The following is a 19,307-nucleotide window of genomic DNA, read 5'->3' on the forward strand; positions in this document are numbered from 1 at the left end:
AGATGTTCTCATGGAAACGTATCCAAATTCACGCCACATCCCTTACGCTCCCACAGAAACTGCCGACCTATACCCTGAATCGGATGGAAAACCTATGGCTGAAACGGATATGCACGCAGTGGCTATCATCGATTTGCGGCAACGTTTTGATGGCTTCTTCGCGGATAACCCAGATACATACGTCTCTGGGACTATCATGATGTATGATGTAGAGGGGCCCGGCCGTACAGCTGTCTCACCCGATATCCTCGTCTCTTTCGGCATAGGCAAGAAACTCCGCCGCACCTATAAGGTGTGGGAAGAGGGGAAGCCCCCAGACTTCGTGATGGAGTTTTCGAGTAAAGGAACGTTTCAAAATGACTTAGGTCATAAAAAGGCACATTACGCGTCAATGGGAATCTCGGAGTATTTTCTCTGCGATATAGATAGACGCTATTTGCCCACGCCGCTGATGGGATTTCGCCTCAAAGATGGAACTTATGAGCGGATACCCGAGAATGTAGATGGTAGTATTCTTTCTGTGACGTTAGGCGTATCGTTCCATCTACTGGATGATGGATTAGCCGTTTATGAGGAGGCGACGGGACAGTGGCTGCAAACGCTGGCAGAGACAGCAGAGCAGCGCGCAGAACAAGAAGCCGCTGCACGCGAGCGTGAAGCCGCCGCACGCGCAGAAGCGGAAGCTGAAGTCTCGCGCTTGCGCGAAGAACTCGAGCGTCTCAAGGCGCGCTTGCCAGATGACTAACGCTTGAGGCGCGAAGCCCCAAAATTTCGTACGATTTTAGAAAATCACGCACTTGCAATGGAGGCCATTATGGAAAAACAGTTCAAAGTTAGAGCAGCACATTGCGATTATCGCGCAACGGAAGAGGAAATTTATCAAACACTCCGCCGTATCACCGATCCGCTTACGCGTGCTTGGAAACCCATTGAAAACGCCAAGAAGGTGGTTATGAAATTCAATATGATGAAACCACCTGAGCGGATTATTTACTACGAGGGTCGGCGCAGAGAATTAGTAGACGATGCCACCTGCCGTGCCGTACTACGGTTGATTAAGGAGCATACCACGGCGCAGCTCGTCGCTACTGACACGAACCCGTATACACACGGGCACCGGATGCCACCTGATTTCAATTACCTACACCACCTCAAAGAATTTGATGTGCAGTTTGTTGATTCTAACCTTCCTCCCTTTAAGGATTACGATGTCCCCGGCGGCGGTTCAATGTTCGATCGCTACACACTGAGCGCATGTTTCGACGATGCCGATGCCGTTGTCTCTGTCGCGAAGATGAAAAACCACGCTTTCATGGGGATCACCTTATGCACCAAAAACCTGTTCGGATTACCACCGATGCTGCTTCCAGAAGGCAGGACACGCAGCTACTACCACCACCTCATCCGCCTCTCTTATGTGCTTCCAGATTTGGCACTCATCACGAAACCGTGCCTCAATATCATTGATGCGTTGACGGGACAGTGGGGACGCGAATGGGGTGGTGAAGGTAGAATCTGTAACGCCCTCATAGCAGGCGATCACCCTATCTCCACGGATACTGTCGGTATGCATCTGATGGGACACGATCCGCAGTCCGACTGGCCCACACCTCCGTTCAAACGCGATCGGAACCATATCCTTATCGCAGCACAGCGTGGATACGGCACCGTCAACCTTGATGAAATCGATTGGGAGAGCGAAGTCACGGCACCCTTAGCGGAATTTGATTCTGTGGAAACAGATAGTTCGGAAACGGTCGCGAATTGGCGGAAAACAACCTGTGAACAGGGATTGGTCTATCAGGAAAACCAGAAAGACCTGATTGACCGGTATCGTGATAATTTTATTTATATGCAAGGGGGTGAAGTCGTCTGGAGCGGACCGGATCCGTCGAACCTCGGCAGCCGTCGGCAGCTGAGCGGTAAGAAGAAGGACAGTGCGCTCTGGCTCAAACTGGTTGATGCCGAAGAACACGAAGGCGAACATTTCAACGTTTATGAGGAGTGCCTGAAAACCTTTGCAGCATAGTTTAGACCTGTTTGGCGAGGTCTCCGTGCCTCGCCTACCGAAGGAGATCCAAAATGGGTATCACCGACGCACAAAAAAGGCAATTGGACGAACAGGGGTGCATCGTCATCCCCGACGTGCTTTCCGATGAGGAGATCAAGGTCTATAGAGCAGATATACTCAGGTTGGCAGAAGAAGAAAAGCAGAATGGATTAGCACGCCAACACACCAACGGGCACGGGCAGCACGTCCGCTGGTTAGTCAACAAGGGACAGATGTACGAGAGCCTCGTTGCCCGACCGAAGGTGATGCCCTTCTTTGAACACCTCCTCGGTCCCGATTACACGCTCAGCACACTCACCTCCAACATCATCGACCCAGGGGCACCAGATGGTGGCTACCACGTGGATAGCGTCTTAGGGTCTATGCCGGAACCACTGCCCAGTTTCCCACTGGTCGCCAACAGTCTCTGGCTGCTTGACGACTTTTCACCGGAGAACGGTGGGACACGCCATGTACCCGGTATCCATCTCCAGCGGATCAAACCGCCTCCGGGTACCACCCACCATCCCGATGAGGTGCGACTCTCCGCACCGAAAGGCTCTGTATTTTTGTTCAACGGTGCGATCTGGCACTCTGCCGGTGCCAACAAAACCGATCGGCAGCGCATCGCCTTGATCTGTTTTTGTTGTCGTTCTTTCGTCAAACCGATGTTCGACTTCGTGAATCATCTCAAACCAGAAGTCGTCGAACGCGCCACCCCAACCATGCGCCGTATCTACGGGTTCGATTCCCAACCCCAACCGCCAGACCAGCCTACGCGGTAAAGCTGAGATATGGACATGCAAATCGAAACTTACTTTGAATCCAGCAGGCATGACAATCGGTCATTCCTTTGGGAACTTGTGCTTTTCTCTCCACCGTGGGTAATCATCTGCAAGGAGTTTGGCGGCCCAGCTCCCGTAGTAGGCGTATCCGGTACGGCGTTCCTGCCCGATCTCGGAAAACGCGTAACGGACCACCGAATCGCGATCCAGAAAGATTGGACGGTTGCTGCCGAGCTCGTAGAAACGCGCCCAGAGCGGTCGAGCGTCGGGATCCGCTACGATCCGCCTATCGTCCTGTCCCTCTGCATTGGTGAACTTGTCAAGACGCGTGCCGTGGATAGTGACGCTTCTGAACCACTCAACGGCTCCTTCGACAGCGGCGATGATCTCTGGCGTGGGTTCTTCGACTGACATCAGGAATCGCACAACGCCGACGCTTTCGGCACCTGAGAGAGACGGTGGCTCATAGGAACGTGCCCACGCAGGCTCAAACGTTTCCTCGTCATGCTGCGCGCACCAGACTGTGCGTTTGCCATTCTGCTTAATTTGCGTACGCAGGATACAGTCGATGCCCTTGGTTACAGCAGCTTCAGCCTTGGTGCGGTACTCCGTTTTCAGGAACCCATAGTCGGAAGATTCAGAGACATCTCGAAGAAGTTCGAGAATGCGGGCCATAACATTATCATTGAACGTGATGTGACGAGGGTAGCGTTTGCTTAGTGGATAAAATTGTGGCCATCCACCATTCGGGTATTGCGCTTCAAGGATATGAGAAAGTCCCTTGAGAAATGCTTGTTGGTAGTGTGGCTGGTTAGTCGCACGAAACGCCCGGGCAAGAAACCGTAGTTCGTTAGTGGTCGCACCGTTGTCGAACGTCGCGTGCAGATCCTCACTTTTACCGTCAAACGGTTCAGATGCCGTGTCTCTATTCTTGGGCCAACCGCCATGCGGCGTCTGCCAAGTGAGGACATTATCGGCAATACGGCGACCTTCCTCGCTTTGGAACCATTCAACGGATTGCTTCGCGTATTGGGAAGGAACGGTTGCATCGGAAGATGACAGAAGCAAAAGAAGCAAGACATAGATGGTGGTAAGTCGTAGTTTCATGATGGTGCTTTCTCGTTAGGAGTCGGAGGGTGTTGGTTAAATAATTACAAGTGATTTCTGAACAACCATTATGTTTTCCTTTGCCAACAGCATCAGTCGGGTTCGGGAGCGGGCAGCACATGGCGTTCGACTTCGTAAACCTTGTCCGGGAAAGTCTCACCACGAATCCACATGACGGGTTGTCTTTTCCTGTTGTTGGGTGTAGGTGGACGTGCCCATTCCGCTTGTGCACTGAGGTAGTGGATGACATAACTGCGGCGGAATCGTAAACTGTGGTTGTCCATGCTCTTATGCAAGAGATGGCTATGGAACCAAATCACCGCGCCGGGTGGCACCTCTACCGCAACGCCGTCTTCGTCGCGAACACCGCGCGCCAATTTGAATTCCTGTTGTTGCGAGCCTTCGAGGTCGTCGTGTTCAAAAATATCCCATTTATGGCTACCGGGAACAACATAGAGACAGCCATTTTCCCGATCCGCAGCATCAATAGCCGTCCACGTCCCGACTGTCGTTTCTGTATTAAACCGATTGCGGAAGTAGAACTTGTCTTGATGCCAGGGGAAACCGAGGCCAATCCTCGGTGCCTTCCAGATAAACAGATTATTGATGCCGAGGATGTCTGGGCCGAGGATGTCAACAAGCGGATCCGTTAGACGCGGATCACGGACACGTGCAAGGAATTCTGGGCAATAACAACTTGGATGATGAATCTTGTGCATCGCATAGATACCTTGCTCCTCTATTTTTCCATCTCTGACGAGGGCGTTTTGATTAATGTTTGTGGATGGATACCGGCGTTTCCCGTCCACAACGTCTTCAGCAACTTGACGAAGGACATCGTTTTCCTCGGCGGTGAATACATTTAAACGGACGAGGTAACCGTTTTCGTTCCAATATGCTAACTCATCTAAGTTCAAACCAAAAGTCCGTTCCTGTGGTACCGATTCTGTGTGCATTATTATTTCCTATTTCTGTAGTTGTGGGAGTGAGGGCAAAGCCTCAGAGATTTAGGTTTACCATTCGGAGACGGGGATGACTTCGCGGGCAACTTCGTGAACCTTGTCGGGAAAAGTCTTGCCGCGAACCCACATAACAGGTTGCCCCTTCCTCCCATTTGCCCACTCCGCTTGCGCACTGAGATAATGCGCAACGAAACTACGGCGGAACCGCAGGCTATGATTGTCCATACTTTTATGCAAGAGATGGCTGTGGAACCAGATCACCGCGCCGGGCGGCACCTCTACCGCGACACCGTCTGCGTCGCGGACACCCTGAGCCATTTTGAATTCCCGTTGTTGTGAACCTTCGAGGTCGTCATGCTGAAAGATATCCCATTTGTGGCTGCCGGGGATAACGTAAAGACAACCGTTCTCACGATCTGCAGGATCAATTGCTGTCCATGTTCCGACTGTCGTTTCTGTATTGAACCGAGTACGGAAGTAGAACTTGTCTTGATGCCACGGAAAACCGAGACCAATCTTCGGGGCTTTCCAGATAAACAACGTGTTGATGCCGAGAATATCCGGACCGAGAATGTCAACGATCGGGTCGGTGAGACGCGGATCACGCACGCGGGCGAGGAATTTTGGATCATAGCAGCTCGGAAAGTGGATCTTGTGCATCGCATAGATGCCTTGCTGCTCTGCTTTCCCATCTCTGACGAGTGCGTTCTGATCAATGTGTTCAGGCGGAAACGGACGCTTCCGGTCAACAATGTCTTCAGCAACTTGACGGAACACATCGTTCTCTTCAGTCGTGAATACGCCTAAGCGGACGAGGTAACCGTTCTCGTTCCAGTATGAAAGTTCCTCCTGACTTAATCCAAAATGCCGCGCTTGTGGTGTTGATTCTGTGCGCATTGCTATCTCCTATTTCTGAGTTTGCGGTACCGAGGAAAACTCGCTAAACCGCTCTAAAAATAGTAGCACGTTTGGTGAAAAAGTCAAGAAAAATCAATTGGCACGATAATTGCTACTAAATTTAGCACATGCTGATACGTTCTCAGCATAAGGATTTTTAGTTTACTTAAAATTGGTGTTCCACACTGCCAAGACACCAGCACAGGTGGAGGAAACCGAAAACTAAACTGTCCTTGATTGTATAACGTTAGAAAAATAAACACATTAGAAAAATAAACACAAAATAACAGACATGTGGCTAACTTTCGCTCCCAAGCCCAAAAATTCAAATGAGGAGGCTGAAGTTAGCATGACCGACACGCTTACCGAAAGAACGACAGAACTCGGTGCTAAATACGGAGATTCTTAAAATGAGAACCCTAACCTCAATCCTTTACGGATTAATCCTTTGCGCATTATTCATTTTCGCAATAAAACTGAGCGCACCTGAAGTCCCCGAAGGGATGGTACTAATTCCTGCAGGAGATAGCATTGACGCATTCTACATGGACGCGTATGAAGTCACAAACGCAGAATACAGAAAGTTTATTGAAGAGAATCCCGAGTGGCGAAAAGACAAAGCCTTAACCTCAGTAGTAGGGGATGGCTACTTATCTGGTTGGAATGGCAATATGTATCCAAAGGGTAAAGCGAATCATCCGGTGGTGAACATCAGTTGGTTTGCCGCCAAAGCCTATGCGGAATGGATGGGCAAAGAATTACCAACAGAAGCACAATGGGAAAGATCGGCGCGCGGCACCTTAGAAGGCAAAAAATATCCGTGGGGTGACGCTAAACCTCGTCGTAGAGCCAATTACAACCGTTACACCCGCAGCGCAAGCTTCAGGAACCCGCCGACGAAAGAAGTGGGGAGTTATGCGCCTAACAAATACGGTCTATATGACATGGCAGGCAACGTTGAAGAATGGTGCTTAGAGCAGTTAGACGTTGACGATACCCACGGCAGGTATCATAGGACGCGAGGCGGCTCTTGGTTTAGTGGTGCGAAAGCTATCCAAATTGCAAAGAGAAGCCAACATCCTGTAAATGATGGTATGGGAACTCTCGGTTTCCGTTGCGTCCTGCCCAAAACGGAGACGATGTCAATCGAGGTAGCAACCGATATAGCTGCTTGGCTATCGGATGAGATGTGTGAGCAGTTTGATAGTGCATTCTATAGTGTATCAATGGGTTATACTGCACATGTTAACCTCAATGCCAAACTCGCTGATATTGTGATGTACAATACTGGGTACCCCCGAACGTTTGAGAAAGAACTTATCCGTGTGCTACGCGAGGTCGGTCCCGAAGGAATTGAGGATCTGCCTTACGAAGAACCCACTATCTACTATGACTTGACGCTTCGACTGTGGCGGCTCTATCTTGAAGTTCATTTCAAGCATAGCACAGAAAATATTTATGAGAAGTTGCGTCTCTTCAAGGCGCGCGTTACAGAAAATATAGACGATGTCGTTTTGTCAGATGGCTGCTGATAGTAACAGCCGAATGGGGCGGAGTAAAAATCACGCTCCGTCCCACTCTAACAGATCCCTTAACCCCTTATTATTAATCACCGCTTCTTGTCTCATCCGAAAAACCCACCAATTTTTTTCTTGACAGATGCCGTTGAAAGCGGTATCTTTATGAAAACCAACCTAATTTCACATAGAGGCATTCGGTGCTTCTGTAAGACGAATTTCCGAATTCTGACTGCTGATTGCCGTGCACTAAGATTTTGAAAAATATGTGAAGTGTGTTAGAATAGTTTACTCACTCAAAGTAACTGCCTGACAGGGAGGAACAATAATGAGCACAAGTGAAGCACAAGCGACGGAAACTTATCGCGCGACTGCGTTCGCAGATTTCAAACCTGAACTTTCGGCTCCGGGTGCCACGCCTGAAAGACTGGCATATCTAAAGGAGCACGGTTTTGTCATCATCAACGACTTTGTTGATAACCCTTGGATTCCTATCCTTCGAGAAGCCGGACGGCGTGTTACCGAGGCGTGTGCCCCTGAACACGTCTACGACAAAATTGATTGTTCGAAGGGTTATGTCCATCGCGCAGCACACAACGAACCGTGGGCAATCCGAGGACTCATCCATCCCGCTTTCGGTGAGTCAAGTTTCGCCGAATTCCACGGCTCTTCGGATTTCTTAGATTTCGTTGCTTCTTGGTGTCACGGGCTACAACCTGAAGATATGACATTTAGTGGTATGCTCCTGTGGGCGAATCCACGGAAACAAGCAAACGGACCCAGTTGGCACAGAGACGTGACGTGGTGGGGCGATGGCGCAGGCTACTTCTCACAAAAAGAAGTCCGCGGTGATACCCCTGAAGATTATTCCGAAGAGGTAGAACGGATTCGCTGGAAAGAAATCCAAGAAAGCAACGAGAAGCGAATTACCGAACGGAACGGCGTAAGCATGTTTTTGGCACTCACAGACGACGAATGCCATGAACTGATTCCGGGTAGCCACCACCGATGGCGCACCCCTTTTGAGCATGATGTCCTACTTCCACAATCGATGAAGGATCAGGGTGTCCCCTATACACCGAGTTGGAACAAGAAAGATCCGTTGCCCGATCAGGTTGCGATTCGGCTCAAGCCGGGTGAGGCACTCATCCGCAATGGCAATAATATCCACACCGGCCACACCGTGCCTGAACGCGAGCGCAACACTTTGTCAATCGGTTGGTCGAAGTGGTCGGGTGAATTCACCGGTGAACCTTCGGTCGCAGACGCACGAAACGCTTGGCAGCTTGACCCTGCTGTCCGAGACGCTTTACCCCACGGGTTTATGCAGACGGCATGGGACCGGTGGGCAGAAACGCAAAAACTCGGAGGCACACTTGAGGATCGATATGCTGGGTTTGATGTTCAGCAGATCAAATCAGGAAAAGTCGTTGGATGGCGCACCGAATTGGAACGTCAGGCTGCAGCAGCAGGCGACGCGTGGGAAGCCTTTCAAACCGTTGCCTAACATCACAACTCAGTTGTCGATAATAACCGTAAATTGTTGTAGGGCAGGTCTTGTGCCTGCCCTTTTCCTTTATATCCGCCCAACTGTAAGTGTCAATTTTAGAAAAAAGATGCCTTATTGTAGGTTGGGGTGAACGGATCCTTTCCAGACACTTGTCAGTAAAAGGAAACCCTTACTTGTCTCACATGACTATAGTAAAGATATCGAGTGAAACCCAACACATTTCCTGTGACAGTACTGCCGATGTGACCGTATGACGTTGGGTTTCGCTCCGTTCTTGGATGTATATGATGGTATATTGAATTTAACGCCTATTTTGCCTATAGCATTAACTTTTCAATATCGCTCAACCCAACCTACGAAAACCCGACAGAAACCTAAATTGGTATCTATGATTCTTTATCTCTGTTCAACGCGTCACATCTTTACAAAAGCCGCGAAATCTGTGAAATCCGCGGTAATCCGCGATTCAGATAAATAATACCCTGAATGCTTCTGTCCCAAATTTCACTTGACTTTGCTTCTAAAGTATGGCATCATACCTTGTATAAGGTTCACGCGATTCCCAAAATCGCCACTCTTTAGCATTTTGCATTTGCATCCTCGCTGCGGAATCAGCGATCAATAGGGAGGCGCATTACCATGACAGGATTTGAGGAATACAGCACTGACGGATTTTATGACGAGATGTTTGCCCCAGATGGGAGTGCGCGTCCGGCTGCCCAGATGTTGATAGAGCGGATTGAGAGTTTTCCTGAAGGCGAACTCACGCGTCGCCAAATTGCCGCTGAATACGCGTTGCTCCGAATGGGCATCACGTTCAACGTCTACGCGGACGAGCAAGGTGTCGAAAAGATATTTCCGTTCGATCTCATCCCACGAATTATTGATGCCAGTGAATGGGAATGGATAGAACGTGGACTCAAACAGCGCATCCACGCACTGAACCTGTTTATTGACGACGTTTACCACGACCAAAAAATTCTCAAAGACGGTATCGTCCCAGCAGATGTCGTGCTTTCATCGGAAAGATACCTACAACCCTGCATCGGTTTAGACCCACCGCGCGGGGTCTGGTGCCATATCACTGGCACAGACTTAGTCCGCGATAGCGATGGACAAGTTTATGTATTGGAAGATAATCTCGGTTGTCCATCTGGCGTCTCTTATGTCGTGGAAAATCGGCAGTTAATGAAGCGGACCTTTCCGCAACTTTTTGGGATGTCGCAAATTCAACCGGTCGAAGATTATCCGAGCCAATTGCTAAATATGCTCCGGTACCTCGTAACCGACAAAATCTTATCTCCTGAAGTTGCGGTACTAACACCGGGCGTTTATAACTCCGCATACTTTGAGCACTCCTTCCTCGCGCAACAGATGGGCGTTGAATTGGTTGAGGGACGCGATCTCGTCGTAATGGACGGGTTTGTGCACGCGCGAACCACGAAAGGTTTTGAGCGTGTTGATGTCATCTACCGCCGCATTAACGACGATTTCCTTGACCCGAAGGCGTTCAAACCCGAATCAATGCTCGGTGTTCCCGGATTGATGGATGTTTACAAAGCCGGACGTGTCGCTTTGGTTAATGCCCCTGGCACCTGTGTCGCCGATGACAAAGTCGTCTGTGCTTTCGTCCCTGAGATCATCAAGTATTATCTCGGCGAAGACATTATCGTCCCAAATGTTCCGACCTACATGTGTTGGAAAGATAGCGATCAGAAATATGTTCTGGAACATCTTGACGAGCTCGTTGTGAAAGAAGCTAACCAGTCTGGTGGCTATGGAATGCTGATTGGTCCGCATGCCACCAAAGCAGAACACGAGGAGTTTGCCCGCCGAATTAAAGACAATCCGCGCAATTACATTGCCCAACCGACACTCGCACTTTCACGTGTGCCGGTGATGATTGACGACCATTTTGAGGGACGGCACGTTGACTTGCGCCCGTTTATTCTTTATGGTGAAGAGATTTACGTCCTCCCAGGTGGATTGACACGGGTCGCACTCAAAAAGGGTTCACTTGTTGTCAACTCCTCACAAGGTGGCGGTAGCAAAGATACGTGGGTCTTATCGGGCCCGGGATCCCCGTCCGTTACAGGGAAAGGGGCGTAGGAGGTTGTCATGCTGAGTCGCGTTGCAGAATCAATTTATTGGATGAGTCGCTACATTGAACGTGCCGAGAATGTCGCCCGTTTCGTCGATGTCAATTTGCGTTTGATCCTTGACGCACCCGTCGGTATGCAGGCACAGTGGGAACCTCTTGTTGCGACCACAGGCGATGATGAAGTGTTTGCCGAACGCTATGGCGAGGCATCACGTGAAGCCGTCATCCGATTTTTGGCGTTTGACGCTGAAAACCCGAATTCAATTGTCTCTTGCTTACGGGCTGGTCGAGAAAACGCCCGGTCCATACGCGAAAATATCTCATCAGAGATGTGGGAGCAGCTAAACGATGCCTACTTATTGGTGGCAAACACTTCTGAACAGTGGGCGATGGCAGAACCCCATGAATTCTTCACAGAGATCAAACTCGCATCACACCTCTTCATGGGACTCACAGATAATATCATGTCCCATAGCGAAGGATGGCACTTCTGTCAGTTGGGACGTTTGATTGAACGCGCCGACAAGACCTCAAGGATCGTTGATGTCAAATACTTTATCCTACTCCCATCTATCTGGGATGTCAATACACCGTTTGATGATATTCAGTGGGGCGCGCTGCTTCATTCTGCCAGTGGGTTTGAAATGTATCGCCGCACCTACGGACTCATCTCCCCAGATGATGTCGTCGCTTTTTTGTTGTTAAGCCGTGAATTTCCGCGCTCTGTTCTCTATTGCCTCTCCAAAGCGGAGGAGTCATTGCACGCGATATCCGGCACGCCTTTAGAGACGTTCTCCAATACCGCAGAGCAGCGTTTAGGACAACTCCGTGCCGAATTCGCGTATGCCCAAGTCAAACAGATCCTCTCAACCGGTCTACACGAGTTTCTCGATGCATTCCAGACCAAACTTAACTTAGTCGGCGCGGATATTCACAAAACATTTTTCGCATTGCGCCCTGTCAATGGAGAACCTATTCAGGAACAGACTCAGGAACAGACGCAGTTGTAGGTTGCGCTATTGTATATCCGTTAAAAAGATCAGAAATTGTGTAATTTTACAAGAAACCGATTTGGACAGGGGGGCCCACCCGTTACTGGGAAAGGGGACAAATCGGAGCAGAAACCCAATACTTAAAAAAATGGCAATTCGTGTAGCAATCAATCATAAATCCATTTACCAATATGACCGGTTCGTCAACTTGTCGCCACACGTTTTTCGATTGAGACCCGCCGTCCACTGTCGAACACCGATTGAAGCGTATTCGTTTAAAATTGAGCCCGAAAACCACTTTATCAATTGGCAGCAAGATCCATTCGGCAACTATCAAGCGCGTGTCATTTTCCAAGAACCCACACGCGCCCTATCTATTGCAGTAGATCTTGTCGCAGATATGACTGTTATCAACCCGTTCGATTTTTTCCTTGAGGCGAGTGCTGAACACTATCCATTTTCTTACGAAGCGCAGCTGAAAAAAGAATTAACGCCCTTCCTTGAAGTGAAAGAGAATGGTCCGTTGCTGACAGCATGGTTAGCAGACATTCCCCGGACGCAGAAGAAACTCATCGACTTCCTTGTTGATGTCAACAGATCCTTATGGGAAAATATAAAATACACGATTCGGATGGAACCAGGCGTGCAGTCCTGTGAAGAGACTTTAGAAAAGCGGATCGGTTCATGCCGGGACACAGGATGGTTGCTCGTTCAGATTTTCCGACACCTCGGCTTAGCTGCCCGATTCGTCTCTGGTTACCTCGTACAACTCGTCGCCGATCAGAAGCCTGTAGACGGACCCGCTGGTCCTGCACAGGACTTCACCGACTTGCACGCGTGGTGCGAAGTCTACGCACCCGGCGCAGGGTGGATAGGTTTGGACCCAACATCCAGCTTATTTGCGGGTGAGGGACATATTCCTTTGGCATGCGTACCCGACCCTGTGAGTGCAGCACCCGTCAGCGGTTACACCGATCTGTGCGAAACAGAATTTACCTATAGTAACACCGTCCAGCGTATCCATGAAGACCCGCGCGTGACGAAACCTTATACGGAAACACAGTGGGCAGATATTAACGCCCTCGGGCAGCAGGTTGACCAAGACATAATTCAAAATGACATTCGGTTGACAATGGGTGGCGAACCGACTTTCGTATCAATCGACGATACAGACAGTCCGGAATGGGACACAGAAGCGGACAGTCCGAAAAAAAGGGAGTTAGCGACAGGACTTCTGCAGCGTTTGCGGAACAGTTTCGGGCCCGGCGGTGCCCTCTATTACGGACAAGGAAAATGGTATCCGGGTGAACCGTTACCGCGTTGGAAGTTCGGCTGCTTTTGGCGTAAAGATGGCGTGCCCGTCTGGCAGAACGATAAACTCTTCGCTGAACCTCACAAAGATTACGGCTTCGGCGTTGAAGAGGCTAAACAGTTTATGGATCGCCTCACTGAAGGGTTGAACATCACGACACATCAGGTAGTACCGGCTTACGAAGACGCGCTTTATTTTCTTTGGACGGAAGATAGACTACCTGTCAACATTGATCCGCTCGACTTTGACTTCAAGGAAGCGTCCGAACGCCAGCGACTCGCGCAGCTGCTACAAACAGAGATTCTTGGAGCACCTATCGGCTACGCGCTACCGCTACGCTGGAGCCTCGTAGACGATGTATGGGAGAGTTGTACGTGGAATTTCCGAGATGGACGTATGCTTTTAATCCCCGGCGATTCACCGATAGGATTTCGTCTGCCGTTGGAGTCTATGCAATGGGTGCCACCTGAAGAGCACGAAACAGGTTACGAACGTGACCCGCTTGAGCCGCGCGAGGAAAATTTAGACGCAGCAGTACAAACAAACTCGCAAAACGCGTCTACACCAAAACATAGAGATGACACACCAGCTACAGAAAATGCAGAAGAACAAATGGTTTTTCAGACGGCACTCTGTGTTGAACCGCGTGAGGGCAGATTGTACATCTTTATACCACCCTTAACGCATCTTGAGCACTACCTTTCGCTCCTTAAAGCAGTTGAAGCAACCGCGCAGGCTTTAGAAATGCCAGTGATCCTTGAGGGTTATGAAGTTCCGCACGATTGGCGCGTCCAATCGTTGAACGTGACTCCCGATCCCGGTGTGATTGAGGTAAACATCCATCCAGCAGCAAACTGGGATGAGTTGGTACATAATACCACGACGCTCTACGCGCAAGCACGGTTAGCTGGGTTGAGTGCCGAGAAATTTATGTTGGACGGTAGACACACAGGGACGGGAGGTGGCAATCACGTTATTATCGGTGGTCGGACGCCTGCTGATAGTCCGCTGTTACGGCAGCCCCACCTCCTACGCAGTCTCATTACCTATTGGCAGCACCACCCCGGCTTATCGTATCTTTTTTCTGGTGCCTTTATCGGTCCGACGAGTCAGGCACCGCGTGTAGACGAAGGACGCGATGAACAACTCTATGAACTGGAGGTCGCTTTCGGGCAGATCCCTGATAGCGATACAGAAGATGTGGAACCTTGGTTGATTGATCGGCTCCTACGGCACTTGCTGGTAGATCTCACAGGCAATACGCATCGCGCGGAGTTTTGCATCGACAAACTCTACTCTCCCGACTCAGCAAGCGGGAGGCTCGGACTACTGGAGATGCGAGCCTTCGAGATGCCCCCACATGCGCAGATGAGCATTGTCCAGATGCTCCTAATCCGTGCCTTAGTCGCCAAATTTTGGAATACGCCTTACAAAGGGAGACTCGTCCGCTGGGGAACAGAATTACATGATCGGTTCATGCTGCATCACTATGTTCGGGCTGATATACAGGAAGTTGTTACTGAACTTCAAGAAGCTGGTTACCCGTTTGAGATGGCATGGCTTGAACCTTTTTTTGAATTCCGTTTCCCCAAATTAGGGACTGTTAACATACAAAATATTGAACTCGAATTGCGGATGGCAATTGAACCGTGGCACGTGTTAGGTGAGGAGATAACGCGCGCGGGTACCTCACGTTTTGTTGATTCTTCTGTTGAACGACTACAAGTGAAGGTGAGTGGATTGACAGACGCTCGATACGTCGTTACATGCAACGGACGGCAATTGATTCTCCACAATACAGGGACACAGGGAGAATATGTCGGTGGGGTGCGTTATCGCGCCTGGCAACCCCCATCCGCATTGCATCCGACTATCGGTGTACACTCTCCACTCGTATTTGACATCATTGACACATGGAATGGACGGGCAATTGGCGGTTGCACCTATCACGTCTCTCATCCGGGGGGGAGACATTACGATACGTTTCCGGTTAATGCTTACGAAGCAGAGGCACGCCGTACAAGTCGGTTCGGGGCTGATGGGTATACACCGGGGGTCATTCAATCCCAACCTGCGGCACCTACGACAGGGCATTTTCTCGCTGAAGGCACATCACCCGGTCCTATAGATGTTCCACCAGAAGAGACAAATACCGAGTATCCATATACTTTGGATCTCCGCCGAATTTAAGCAATCAGCAATCAGTAAGATAGGTTAGATGTACCAATACATCTTTGCTGATGGCTGGCTTACTGGCAACTGAAAACTGGTAACCAATTAGGTATAGATAAGAGATGCAACGAGCAGATCTAAAAAATTGGAAGACAATTGGTGATAGTTATCACGCCGCTAAATCTGCTGATTTGTCTCACGACGAACAGATTGATGAAATGCTAAGTTGGGATAGGCAAATCAATCCGCATTGGCACGGCTTCATGCAAGCCTTGGACACACTTGGGCTTGCAGAGATGGAATCTCGTCACAAGGAGGTCCAGCGTTTGCTGCGTGAGAACGGTGTCACCTATGTCGTACATGGAGAACAGCAGGGACATCGACCCTGGGAATTGGACCCCATCCCGCTGATTATCTCAAACACAGATTGGGACACTATCTCCGCTGGGCTTACGCAGCGTGCAGAACTGCTGAACCTAATTTTGACGGATCTCTATGGAGAACGGCGTTTAATCAAAGAGCGGTTGATACCACCAGAAGCGGTTTATGCGCACGCAGGATTTTTGCGAGCCTGTGTTGGACTTATCCCGTCTGGATTCCCGTTCCTCTTGAACTATGCCGCCGATTTAGCGCGAGGATCGGACGGCAGAATGTGGGTGCTCGGTGACCGGACACAGGCACCATCGGGTGCGGGTTATGCGCTCGAAAATCGGACCGCTCTTGCGCGCGCACTGCCCAACCTCTTTGGCGAAATCGGTGTTCATCGACTCTCCTTTTTCTTTCGCGCCTTACAGAACAGGGTTTTAGACCTACAATATCAACTTGGACAACTTGAAAGTGCCACACGTATTGTCCCACATCAAAAAGACAACCCACATGTCGTTGTGCTAACGCCTGGTCCGCTTAATGAAACCTACTTCGAGCACGCCTATATCGCAAATTACCTCGGTTACACCTTGGTACAAGGCGACGATCTGACAGTATGGGACGGGCGTGTCTGGTTAAAATCGCTTGGAGGCTTACGTCCGGTTGATATTATTCTGCGTCGAGTCGATGACATTTTCTGTGATCCGTTGGAACTCCGACAAGACTCTCGACTTGGGGTCGCAGGCTTGCTGGAAGTGATTCGACAAGGAAACGTAACGGTAGTAAACCCGCCGGGCAGCGGTGTTATGGAAAACCCAAGTCTGATGCCGTTCCTACCGAATATTGCAAAACATTTAATAGGCGAAGACCTTCGTCTTCCCTCTGTCGCAACGTGGTGGTGCGGGGAACCCAAACAGCGAGACTATGTGCTGGCGAATCTTAAGCAGTTAGTTATCAAACCCATTTATCGTCAACCCGGTGGGCGACCCTTATTTGGCAGTGAACTCAGTCGTGCTGAACTCGACACACTCCGCGCGCAGATCAATGCTGAGCCACACCTCTATGTCGGGCAGGAATATATTCACTTCTCCACAACACCTTCACTCATTGATGGGAAACTAAAACCTCGCCGCGCGATTCTGAGAACTTTCCTATTTGCAGAAAAAAACGGGTATACCGTGATGCCAGGCGGACTGACCCGTTGTGAAGGTGCGAAAGGCGAATTGACAGTCTCAATCCAAGGTGGTGGCGTTAGTAAGGACACGTGGATCCTCGCGCCTGAACCGGAACCGCATATCAGTTTATGGCAACAACGAACCGGACGCATACAAACTGCTGGTGCCTCAGAAGGTTTGTCAAGCCGGGCAGCTGAAAACCTATTTTGGGTCGGACGTTATGCGGAACGCGCAGAGGGACAAGCAAGACTGCTCCGAATTATGCTGGATAAAGCCAAGATGGGCAAGATGGGCTTAGAGACATCACGCTTAGGACAAATGTCCCCTTCTACGCTCTTCACTGAGACCCTTGGCGAAGAAGCGAGGGAAGTATCTGAACTCACTTATCTCCGCAGTATGCTCCGCTCTCTGACTGGCTTGACCTCGTCACACCCGGGTTTTGCGAATAAAGGGGAACAATCGTTAGAAAACGAACTGCTCTCAATCATGCTCGACACAGAAAACAACGGTAGTTTAGTGTCAACGCTTCAAGCACTCGTTAGTGCTGCGTACGCAGTCCGTGACCGCTGGTCCACGGACACTTGGCGTGTGATGAACAATATTGAAAATCTATGCGCTACGCTCGAAAAAAGCATCCCTGAAGATGGAGATACAGGCAAACAGATACTGACAGATCTCGTGTTGCAAGAGGCGGAATTGGCTTCACTCGATCAACTCATGATTTTTCTCTCCGCATTGAGCGGGCTTAATGCCGAAAGTATGACGCAGACGGTTGGCTGGATTAGCTTAGATATGGGACGACGTATCGAACGCGCCCTCCTTCTCATCGTGCTGTGTCGTTCAAGCCTTGTCGCTGTGCAAGACGAGTGGATCGAAGATCTGCTGCTTGAATCTGTCCTCGCCGCTGCTGAAAGTCTCATCACCTATCGTAGCCGCTACCGTGCAGCCCTGCACTTTCCGACAGTACTTGAGTTGCTACTGCTTGATGAAGATAATCCGCGTTCTCTCCTCTATCAACTCAAACGACTTCAGGAGCAGATTCGCGTGCTTCCGAGAGAAAAACTTGGGTATCGGCTCAGTGAAGAGGAGCAACTTATTTTGGAGGCATTAACGCAGCTCCAACTTTCCAATACCCTTGATCTCGCCGAGCGTTCGGAGCACACAACACAACGGAATGGATTAGAAAAACTCCTGGTCCGTCTCGCACAAATACTCGTTGATACTTCTGATGTCCTGACGCATACCTATTTCAGCCATATTCAAAGACCTCAACAGTTAACGACAACTGATAACCTATGAACTATAAGATTATCCATAAGACCGAATACAGCTATACCCACCCTGTGAGTCTCTGTTATAACGAAGCGCGTTTGACTCCACGGAATTATGCGTATCAGCATTGTAGTGACAGTCAATTCACTGTTGAACCTGAACCGAGGGAGTGTCGAGAACGTCAGGACTTTTTCGGAAACACCGTCTACTATTTCACAATCCAGCAGCCCCACAATCAACTCACCGTTACAGTCACAAGTCGTGTGGATGTCAGAAGTGGAGAGATGCAACTGAATTTCGCTGAGCATCTCGCTTGGGAGGATATTCGCCAGCAGCTCCAAACGGATCAGGATCCAGAAACTCTGGAGATACGGCAGTACATTCTTAATTCGCCAATGATTCCAGCGATGTCCGAACTCCGTGCTTATGCCGAGCAATCGTTTACCAGCGGACGACCATTACTGGAAGCCGTTGAAGATTTAAGCACCCGCCTCTACACCGATTTCATCTATGACCCTGATTTCACAACAATAGCGACCCCACTCGCAGATGTGCTAAAATACCGTCGCGGGGTCTGTCAAGACTTCGCGCATCTCGGCATTGGCTGCTTACGCGCCTTAGGATTCGCCGCCCGTTACGTCAGCGGCTATATTGAGACAGAGCCACTACCTGGCAAAAAACCGTTATCGGGAGCTGATGAATCCCACGCATGGTTTTCTGTCTATCTCCCACAGCTCGGTTGGGTGGATTTTGATCCAACGAACAACCAGATGCCCGCCGATCAACACATCACTGTCGCTTGGGGCAGGGACTATACGGATGTAACCCCATTGAAAGGGGTCGTCTTCGGGAGCGGCACCCATGAATTATCTGTCTCGGTAGATTGCAAACGGGTTTTTTAACTATTGGGTTTCTACTCCGATTTTTTCCGTTGTCAAAATCGGGTTTTCGAGAAAAAAATTGTCCCCTCGTAGCATAGCCTTTTAGGTTGTGCCATCAAAAACGTAGTCCGTAATGAAATTATGCCTTAAATGGCATAATTTGTCTTAGCTTTACATTTGGAGGACGGATATGCGGAAAGGTACTTGA

13 protein-coding genes are annotated in these 19,307 nt (G+C 49.8%); 10 read left to right on the plus strand and 3 right to left on the minus strand.

The window, feature by feature from the left end:
• The first annotated feature begins 10 nt into the window (after positions 1–10).
• The 3 genes from OXH00_19525 (at position 11) to OXH00_19535 (ending at position 2,835) form a co-directional block, all read left to right on the plus strand.
• A complete protein-coding gene (locus OXH00_19525) occupies positions 11–745 on the plus strand; it encodes a Uma2 family endonuclease (protein ID MCY3743214.1) in 735 nt (244 codons plus the stop codon).
• A 69-nt stretch (positions 746–814) separates the two neighbouring features.
• Entirely contained in the window at positions 815–2,029 is a 1,215-nt protein-coding gene (locus OXH00_19530; GenBank protein MCY3743215.1) for a DUF362 domain-containing protein, read from the plus strand.
• 53 nt (positions 2,030–2,082) lie between these two features.
• Positions 2,083–2,835, plus strand: coding sequence for a phytanoyl-CoA dioxygenase family protein (locus OXH00_19535; GenBank protein ID MCY3743216.1), 753 nt, complete (start codon positions 2,083–2,085; stop codon positions 2,833–2,835).
• A 60-nt stretch (positions 2,836–2,895) separates the two neighbouring features.
• Here OXH00_19535 and pelA read toward each other — a convergent pair whose 3' ends face one another.
• The 3 genes from pelA to OXH00_19550 all read right to left on the minus strand — a co-directional run bounded on the left by pelA (position 2,896) and on the right by OXH00_19550 (position 5,801).
• Positions 2,896–3,942: a pectate lyase gene (pelA, locus tag OXH00_19540; protein MCY3743217.1), complete on the minus strand. Its 1,047-nt coding sequence runs from the start codon at positions 3,940–3,942 to the stop codon at positions 2,896–2,898.
• A gap of 92 nt (positions 3,943–4,034) precedes the next feature.
• Entirely contained in the window at positions 4,035–4,898 is an 864-nt protein-coding gene (locus OXH00_19545) for a phytanoyl-CoA dioxygenase family protein (GenBank protein ID MCY3743218.1), read from the minus strand.
• Between the two features lie 57 nt (positions 4,899–4,955).
• Complete coding sequence (locus OXH00_19550) at positions 4,956–5,801, minus strand: phytanoyl-CoA dioxygenase family protein (GenBank protein ID MCY3743219.1); 846 nt, start codon at positions 5,799–5,801, stop codon at positions 4,956–4,958.
• Positions 5,802–6,211: 410 nt separating this feature from the next.
• Between OXH00_19550 and OXH00_19555 the strand changes: the two genes are divergently transcribed.
• The 7 genes from OXH00_19555 to OXH00_19585 all read left to right on the plus strand — a co-directional run bounded on the left by OXH00_19555 (position 6,212) and on the right by OXH00_19585 (position 19,120).
• Positions 6,212–7,333 (plus strand): SUMF1/EgtB/PvdO family nonheme iron enzyme, encoded by a 1,122-nt coding sequence (locus tag OXH00_19555; GenBank protein ID MCY3743220.1) that lies wholly within the window; start codon positions 6,212–6,214, stop codon positions 7,331–7,333.
• A 313-nt stretch (positions 7,334–7,646) separates the two neighbouring features.
• Positions 7,647–8,825 (plus strand): hypothetical protein, encoded by a 1,179-nt coding sequence (locus OXH00_19560; GenBank protein MCY3743221.1) that lies wholly within the window; start codon positions 7,647–7,649, stop codon positions 8,823–8,825.
• Between the two features lie 642 nt (positions 8,826–9,467).
• Complete coding sequence (locus tag OXH00_19565; protein ID MCY3743222.1) at positions 9,468–10,937, plus strand: circularly permuted type 2 ATP-grasp protein; 1,470 nt, start codon at positions 9,468–9,470, stop codon at positions 10,935–10,937.
• A gap of 9 nt (positions 10,938–10,946) precedes the next feature.
• Entirely contained in the window at positions 10,947–11,939 is a 993-nt protein-coding gene (locus OXH00_19570) for an alpha-E domain-containing protein (GenBank protein ID MCY3743223.1), read from the plus strand.
• Positions 11,940–12,069: 130 nt separating this feature from the next.
• The gene (locus tag OXH00_19575; protein ID MCY3743224.1) at positions 12,070–15,423 is read left to right on the plus strand and encodes a transglutaminase family protein; all 3,354 of its coding nucleotides are present in this window, start codon (positions 12,070–12,072) and stop codon (positions 15,421–15,423) included.
• 104 nt (positions 15,424–15,527) lie between these two features.
• Complete coding sequence (locus OXH00_19580; GenBank protein ID MCY3743225.1) at positions 15,528–18,245, plus strand: circularly permuted type 2 ATP-grasp protein; 2,718 nt, start codon at positions 15,528–15,530, stop codon at positions 18,243–18,245.
• On the plus strand, positions 18,242–19,120 hold the full coding sequence (locus tag OXH00_19585; GenBank protein MCY3743226.1) for a transglutaminase family protein: 879 nt from the start codon (positions 18,242–18,244) through the stop codon (positions 19,118–19,120). Before OXH00_19580 ends, OXH00_19585 begins: the two co-directional genes overlap by 4 nt.
• Positions 19,121–19,307: the final 187 nt, after the last annotated feature.

The sequence above is a fragment of the Candidatus Poribacteria bacterium genome, assembly GCA_026706025.1.
In the GTDB taxonomy this organism is placed as follows: Bacteria; Poribacteria; WGA-4E; order WGA-4E; family WGA-3G; genus WGA-3G.